This is a genomic window from Vibrio sp. Vb1574 (genome assembly GCF_033338675.1).
Genome location: NZ_JAWOTC010000193.1, coordinates 1 through 1,432, shown reverse-complemented (window position 1 = coordinate 1,432; position 1,432 = coordinate 1). Strand labels below are relative to the sequence as shown.

Annotated in this window: 1 protein-coding gene; it reads left to right on the top strand. The window is 43.5% G+C overall.

Annotated features, from left to right (window positions below; genetic code table 11):
• The coding region (locus R7O12_RS24725; protein ID WP_318126696.1) for a POTRA domain-containing protein at positions 1-1,334 on the top strand (1,334 nt) is incomplete at its 5' end.
• Between the last annotated feature and the right edge of the window lie 98 nt (positions 1,335-1,432).

Here is a 1,432-nt window from a genome sequence, read left to right as displayed (position 1 = left end):
GTTTATCAAACGCGGAGTATCAAAAGTACATCGACCATAAGCAGGAAGTTCGCAAAAAGCTCGTTTATGGTGACGATCGCGTAGTGGATGAGATTGTGATTGTAAACAATACCCACTATAGCGATGTTTTGTTGACCAACCGTTTGGAACTGGAAACTGGCCGTAAAATCGAAACGGCTGAAATCGAAAAAGCGGTAGAAAACCTCTATGCATTGGACCGATTTGAGTTAATTACTTATCACTTTGAAGAAGTCGATGGTTCGAATTTATTGGTGTTTGACGTTAACGAAAAATCTTGGGGGCCAAACTACCTTAACTTCCGTTTCTTCCTTGAAGATGACTTTGATACCGACAGCCAATACGGCATAGGGATGTCGACTAACTTTACCAACTTAAACTCGCACGGTGCTGAAATGGCACTCAACGTTGAGATGGGCACAGATAAGCTCATTGAGGCGGAGCTGTATTCTCCGGTTCTGTCGAGCCAAGAGTTTTTTGTTGCTGGTAAGGTGGCGTACAGCAGTGAAGGGCGAAACTTGCCGGTCAGTGATGATGACTCGAGTTTAAGTTCGGTGAACGATTTTTTGCCAGTGTCTTATACCGAGTTTGTTTCCGAGATAGCGATTGGCATTCAGCCTACGTTGTGGCAAGAGTTGAGATTGGGCGGTCGATACTCTTCGGGTAGCATCGAGTTATCGACATTGGCGTCTGTAGGCAATCTAGATTTTGAGCGAAGAGGCTTGTTTGCCAATTACCGCTTAGACACCCTCGATGATTTTGCTTTTCCTACGCGAGGTTTGTTGGTCGACCTAGAATATTTGGTTTCTCACGATACCAGCCCTGAAGAGATAGGTCAGTCCAAGCCTGAAGATATTGTGGAAGATACAGTGTATGAAATTGACGCTCGATTTAAGGGGGCAATGAGCTATCAGCGTCATACTTTAGTCGGACAAGCAGAATACAGCTTTGTGCAAAGTAAAAACTCGTCGATAACGCTGGACCCTCGTGAGTTAGGGGGCTTTTTGCATTTGTCAGGCATACCGAGAAACAGCTTGATAGGGCAAAACTTATTCTTCAGCAGTTTGGTATATCGTTACAAATGGTTCGACAATGATTTTGGATTGTTTGAAGCGCCAGTTTATGTAGGCGCGTCGCTAGAACATGGCGGTACATGGTCAGACAACGATCTGAAATTGAATGAAGCACCATTGTATAACGCTGCATCAATTTTCTTTGGTGTGGACTCGCCAATTGGACCTATTATGTTGGCATACGGTCGTACGGAGCAGGATATGGAAGCTGTGTATTTGATCGTAGGAACGTCGTTTAAATAATCGGGTTGTAGAAAGCAAAACCTTGGCATATTTGGTCAAAATTAGCAGAACTTTAGTCGTAAGTTGCTATGTTGGTCAAAATGATAAGATTTTAATTT